The following is a 5,949-nucleotide window of genomic DNA, read 5'->3' on the forward strand; positions in this document are numbered from 1 at the left end:
TCTTTACGTATGAGCTAAAATTGGCAACTAAGTTTACAATGTGACACATTAAATAATTGCCTAACTCTGTTTCTTAAAAAACTCCTTTGTTTCCCTGACAACAACCCCACTCAATGCGAACAGTGCGATCATATTTGGCAGAGCCATCAGTCCGTTGAAAATATCAGCGATCGTCCACACAGCGCTGACGGTCATATACGGTCCGATAAATACTGCAAAAATATAAATCCAGCGGTAGACTTTCACATGTTTTAAATTGCCGCCGCTTAAATATTCAAGACAGCGTTCGCTGTAATAATCCCAGCCGAGAATTGTTGTAAATGCAAAAAATACAAGGCAGAGCATTAATACAAAAGAGGACACGGCCGGAGGGAAAGGAAGTCCCTGCTGGAATGCGTAAGTGGTGACTTCCACACCTTCTAAGCCTTCGACCCGCCATGCGCCGGTTAAGACGATGGAGAGTCCGGTCAGTGTACAGATTACGATCGTGTCGATAAAAGTTCCGGTCATGCTGACAAGTCCCTGACGGACAGGTTCTTTTGTCTGTGCAGCAGCAGCTGCGATCGGGGCGCTTCCGAGTCCTGCCTCATTTGAGAAAATACCGCGGGCAACACCTTTTTGCATAGCGACAAACATACTTCCGACAGCACCGCCGGTGATAGCTTTCGGTGTGAAAGCAGCGGTTACGATCACTTTGATAGCGGCAGGAACTTCAGTAATATTGCAGATGATCAGGATAATGGCAAAAGCAAAATAAAGGATCGCCATAAAAGGTACAACGATCTGGCTCACACTTGCGATCCGTTTTACACCGCCGATCAATACGGCTGCGACACAGACCGTCAGGATCAGGGATGCGATCACGACTGACCAGGAATATTCTCCGAGGAAAGGAAGAATCTTGACGCAGTGTGCATTGTCCGGATCAAAGAAACCGTTGATCGCACTTGCGATACCGTTGACCTGACTGAAAGTTCCGATACCGAAAAGTCCGACACAGACGCCGAAAAATGCAAAAAGCTTCGCAAGCCATTTCCAGTTTTTTCCCATTCCCTGTTCAATATAATAGAAAGGACCGCCAAGGCTGTGACCGTCAGGAGCAACGACACGGTATTTGACAGCTAAAAGTCCTTCGGAATATTTGGTAGCCATTCCGAGAAAAGCGGCTGCGACCATCCAGAACAGAGCGCCCGGACCGCCGGCGCAGACAGCGGTAGCAACACCAACGATATTACCGGTACCGATCGTTGCGCTCAAAGCAGTACAGAGAGCAGCAAAACTGGAAATTTCGCCTTCTGCCTCTTCCTCATTCTGGATCATCCATTTCAGCGCAAGGGGAAGCTTCCGGATCTGTAACAGACCGAGGCGCACCGTAAGCAGCAGGCCGCCCGCCATGATCAGCACCATTAATGGCACACCCCAGACAAAATTGTCAACATTGACAAGAAAATCATTAATTACACTCCACATGTTTCTAAACCTCTATCTTTCTTTCAATATATACATCGAGTGCATGCAGTATCACAGAAAAATATCTTGCAATGAAAATGGGATGATGACCGGAAACAGGATGAACTGACAGAAAAATATCCCATATAAAAATATATGGGATAGGAAGATACGTAATCAGAAAACTTCATATAAAATGAAATCTTATGTGTGCAATTAAGATATCTTCTCTGTCCGCTTGCCTGAGAGATTCATACGAAAACGTATGTTGCACCTTCGGCCCCCGGTTCATCCGGGTGTCTCCAGAGAGTCGATCCATTTACAGTTGCACCGGTATGACCGGCACCTGAGAGTGTTACTCCTTCGGTAGACTTGCGTCGTTTTCCTGCAAACTTCATCTCGAAATTGTTGATTCAACTATATCGTGTAAGAATACAAATTGCAAGGAGGTTTTTCCTGTTTTCCTGCATTTATGCAAAAAAATAGGGAGAAAAAACTGATTCATAAGAAACGCTTATAAAAGAAAACAAGTATACGAAAATATAGGTAGAAGAATAAAACTGTCAAATTCTGAAAAAAATATAAAAAGTGTGAAAATGACTTGATGTTTCGGAAATTTTGAGAGAAACTAAAAGAAGAATGACAACAGAGTAACAGGCAGAGATCCGTGTATCTTCGGAACGTGATCGCGGAGATATGGATTGATGATGAAAAAGTGTAAGAGAAGGGGGATTTTTTATGCTTCAGGAATGGAAAGCAATGGAAAAACCGGATGAGGAAGAAATCAAAGCGCGCCTTGCCGCTGCAAAAGAAAAGCTGGCAAAACAGCAGCTTTTGATCAAAGAGCAGAAGATACCGGTACTTGTGCTCATGGAAGGCTGGGGAACTGCCGGAAAAGGTTCCGTGATCGGTCAGGTAATCCAGAATATCGATCCGCGTTTCTTCAAGGTGGAATCAATGGGAGAAAAGAGTGAGGAAGAGCGTCGAAAACCATTTTTATACCGCTATTTCAGACGGATCCCGGAAGAAGGAAAGTTCGTATTTCTCGATTCGGGCTGGATGGACGAGATCGTAAAAGACGAGCTGCACGGAAAACTTTCCGATGAGGATTATGCAAAACGGATCGAGAGTGTGCGACGTTTTGAACGGCAGCTTACCGATAACGGTTATCTGGTCATGAAATTTTTCCTGCATATCCCGGAGAAAGAGCAGGCAAAACGGATCGGACACTTGGAGCATGAAAAAGATACAGTCTGGCGCGTCAGCAAAAATGATCTCTGGCAGAACCGTCATTATGAGAAGTGCGAAGAGGCATTTTCTTCCTATATGAAGAACACGAATTTGCCGTCTGCGCCGTGGTACATTATTGATGCAAAGTCGAGAAAATGGACGGAACTTCAGGTTTTAGAGACATTGACACAGGGAATCGAGATTGCGCTGAGTAATCAGAAGCTGGCAGTACCTCTTTTGCAGAATGTTTTTCCGTTAGTGCGGATGCCGCTTTTGGCAGAAGTGCCTTTGGACAAAGAGATTGAGGCGGATGAGTACCGCAAAGAACTGAAAGAACTGCAGAACCGGCTCGGTGAGCTGCACAATCGTCTTTACCGGAAAAAAGTGCCGGTCATCATTGCCTATGAGGGCTGGGATGCAGCAGGAAAAGGCGGCAACATCAAGCGGATTGCAGGAGCACTTGATCCGCGCGGTTACGAAGTTCATCCGATCGCAAGCCCGGAACCTCATGAGAAAGCAAGACATTACCTGTGGCGTTTCTGGACGAGACTGCCGAAAACAGGACATATCGCTATTTTTGACCGCACATGGTACGGAAGAGTGATGGTGGAGCGTCTGGAGGGATTTTGCAGTGAAAATGACTGGATGCGTGCTTACAATGAGATCAACGAATTTGAAAAAGAACTTCACGACTGGGGTGCTGTGATCATTAAATTCTGGGTGCAGATCGACAAAGATACGCAGCTTGAGCGTTTTAATGAGAGACAGAATACACCGGAAAAACAGTGGAAAATCACAGACGAGGACTGGCGTAACCGTGACAAATGGGATGCGTATGAGACAGCGGTCAATGAGATGATCCAAAAGACCAGCACCTCCTATGCTCCGTGGCATATTTTAGAGTCTGTCGACAAGAAATATGCCCGGATCAAAGCTCTTAAGATCGTTGTGGAGGAGCTGGAGAAGGTGTTGGGGTAAAGGATAATATTAAGCCAGCTCAGCTTCCAGCTTATTAATATGTTTGAATTCAACAATCACCATGCTAAGACCGACTGCAAAGGACAGAAGGTCGGCGATCGGTCCTGCATAAAGTACGCCCATAATGCCGAAAAAATGCGGCAGTGCAACGATAAGCGGCAGCAGGAACATGATCTGTCTGGTCAGGGAGAGGAAAGTTCCCTTGTACGCTTTTCCGATGGAACTGAAAAACATCGAGGAGATCGGCTGCAAAAAGTTTAACCAGGTGAAGAACAGGAAGGCTCGGAAATAGTTGACACCGAACTCAAAATATTCTTCGCTTCCGCTTCCGAACAGACCAAGGATCTGTCTCGGGAAAAGCTGGAACAGCAAAAAGGAAATAATGGATACAACCGCACCGACTGACGCTGCGAGAAGGAAAGCGTCCTTCACCCGTTTGTATTGCTTTGCACCGTAATTAAAACTTTCAATTGGCTGGCTTCCCTGGGACAGTCCGATAATAATAGAAAAATAAAGCTGGTTTACCTTCATGACAATTCCGGCACAGGCGATCGGGATGGATTCGCCATAAACGGACTGTGCGCCGTAGTGTTTTAACAGGTTGTTCATGACGATCTGCACGATCATCATGGCAATCTGGTTAATGCCTGAGGACATGCCGAGGGAACAGATCTGTGCGAGAACTTTCCCGGAAGGGATAAAATGCTGTTTTTCTAATGTCACAGTGCGGTAATGCATGAGGTAACGGATCGCGATCGCAGCGGAGATGATCTGTCCGATGACAGTCGCCCAGGCAGCACCGTACATTCCCCATTGGAAACCGAATACGAACAGTGCGTCTAAGACAATATTAATGACAGCACCTGAAACCGTGACAAACATTGCCATTTTCGGGTTGCCGTCCGCACGGATCAGGTGACCGCTTCCGATGGTTAAGATCAGAAATGGAAAACCGACCGCTGTGACGCGGACATATTGCTCTGCCAGTGGGAGTACATCTGCCGGGGAACCAAAGAGCACTAACAGCGGATTTAAAAACAGTTCGGTGATAAGCAGCAAAAGAAATCCGAGTGAGAGCAGCATAGTGATGGAGTTGCCGATATAATAAGGCGCTTCCTCTTTTCGCCCTGCTCCCATATGAAGGTTAAAGCTTGCTGCTCCGCCGATCCCAAAAAGCAATGCCAGCGAAGTGCAGAGCATAGAGAGCGGAAAGGCGATATTGGTTGCAGCATTTCCGAGCGTGCCGACTGCATTTCCGATAAAAAGCTGGTCAGCGATATTGTAAACTGCGCTGACAAGCATTGCGATAATGCTTGGAATAGCAAAACGTGCCACCAGCGTGGAAATCCTATCGGTACCAAGTGGATTTGGCATTTGTTTTTTCTGTGTCATGTTGATAAACTCCTTTTTTATAAAATTCAGGTGTCAAAATGTCTGTATTTTCATTTATAATATCAAATTGTACATCAAAAATTGTGAATCATTTGAAACCAGAAAAATTGTAAGTCTGCTAACATTTTCTGTCAAGAATAAAAAATTATAAAATGTCTCTGAAATTTTTATGAAAGAATCACGGAAAGGCTTTACCAAACCGAAGAACGCAGATAAAATGGAACTCATAAAGCAAGCGAAAAACAGGAGAAGCAGATATTGAATACAACCAAAATTGCACTGGAAGCGTCATTGAAAGAGCTTTTGAAAAAGAAACCTTTTGATAAGATCACTATCGCAGATCTGACAGAGGACTGTGGGATCAGCCGTATGGCATTTTACTATCATTTCAAGGATATCTATGATCTGGTGGAGTGGGCATGTGTGGAAGACGGCAAAAAAAGCCCTTCGGGATAAGAAAACTTACGATACCTGGCAGGAGGGTTTTGCCCAGATTTTTGAGGCAGTGCTGGAAAACAAGCCATTTATTATGAACGTCTATCATTCGGTGAGACGTGAAAAAATCGAGAGTTTTCTATACAAACTGACATACCAGCTGATTGCGGATGTTGTCGAGGAAAAATGCTCCAGAGATCATCTGCCGGAAACAGATAAACAGTTTATTGCAGATTTTTACAAATACGGTTTTGTCGGAATCATGTTAGACTGGATCGACCGCGGAATGAAAGAGGATTATCAGAAGATCGTAGATCTGCTCGCAGTGACGTTGCATGGTAATATTGCCAATTCCATCCGTAATTTTGAACAGGTGAAGGAAAAAATGTAATTTGCGATAAAGAAGATTTGAGCAATTGAAAGAATATTATGGGGCGTTTCGCAGACACCCATAGGATTTTTTAC

Annotated in this window: 3 protein-coding genes, 1 pseudogene and 1 riboswitch; of the genes and pseudogenes, 2 read left to right on the forward strand and 2 right to left on the reverse strand. The window is 44.8% G+C overall.

What is annotated here, in order from left to right:
* Nucleotides 1-60: 60 nt before the first annotated feature.
* On the reverse strand, nucleotides 61-1,470 hold the full coding sequence (locus ROSEINA2194_RS11745) for an alanine/glycine:cation symporter family protein (protein ID WP_007887212.1): 1,410 nt from the start codon (nucleotides 1,468-1,470) through the stop codon (nucleotides 61-63).
* Between the two features lie 199 nt (nucleotides 1,471-1,669).
* Nucleotides 1,670-1,765: riboswitch (glycine riboswitch) on the reverse strand.
* 422 nt (nucleotides 1,766-2,187) lie between these two features.
* On the opposite strand from ROSEINA2194_RS11745, the gene pap reads away from it, so the two are divergent.
* Nucleotides 2,188-3,657 (forward strand): polyphosphate:AMP phosphotransferase, encoded by a 1,470-nt coding sequence (gene pap / locus ROSEINA2194_RS11750; RefSeq protein ID WP_007887214.1) that lies wholly within the window; start codon nucleotides 2,188-2,190, stop codon nucleotides 3,655-3,657.
* A 9-nt stretch (nucleotides 3,658-3,666) separates the two neighbouring features.
* Here the strand turns inward: pap and ROSEINA2194_RS11755 are convergent, their stop codons facing one another.
* A complete protein-coding gene (locus tag ROSEINA2194_RS11755) occupies nucleotides 3,667-5,049 on the reverse strand; it encodes an MATE family efflux transporter (RefSeq protein ID WP_007887216.1) in 1,383 nt (460 codons plus the stop codon).
* A gap of 255 nt (nucleotides 5,050-5,304) precedes the next feature.
* Between ROSEINA2194_RS11755 and ROSEINA2194_RS11760 the strand changes: the two are divergent.
* A pseudogene (locus ROSEINA2194_RS11760) lies at nucleotides 5,305-5,875 on the forward strand (TetR/AcrR family transcriptional regulator).
* Nucleotides 5,876-5,949: the final 74 nt, after the last annotated feature.

Source organism: Roseburia inulinivorans DSM 16841 (genome assembly GCF_000174195.1).
In the GTDB taxonomy this organism is placed as follows: Bacteria; Bacillota; Clostridia; order Lachnospirales; family Lachnospiraceae; genus Roseburia; species Roseburia inulinivorans.

Excerpts from the sequence above, each read along its gene's own strand:
- pap (WP_007887214.1), top strand. The coding sequence starts at position 2,188 with ATGCTTCAGGAATGGAAAGCAATGGAAAAACCGGATGAGGAAGAAATC.
- ROSEINA2194_RS11745 (WP_007887212.1), bottom strand. The coding sequence starts at position 1,470 with ATGTGGAGTGTAATTAATGATTTTCTTGTCAATGTTGACAATTTTGTC.
- ROSEINA2194_RS11755 (WP_007887216.1), bottom strand. The coding sequence starts at position 5,049 with ATGACACAGAAAAAACAAATGCCAAATCCACTTGGTACCGATAGGATT.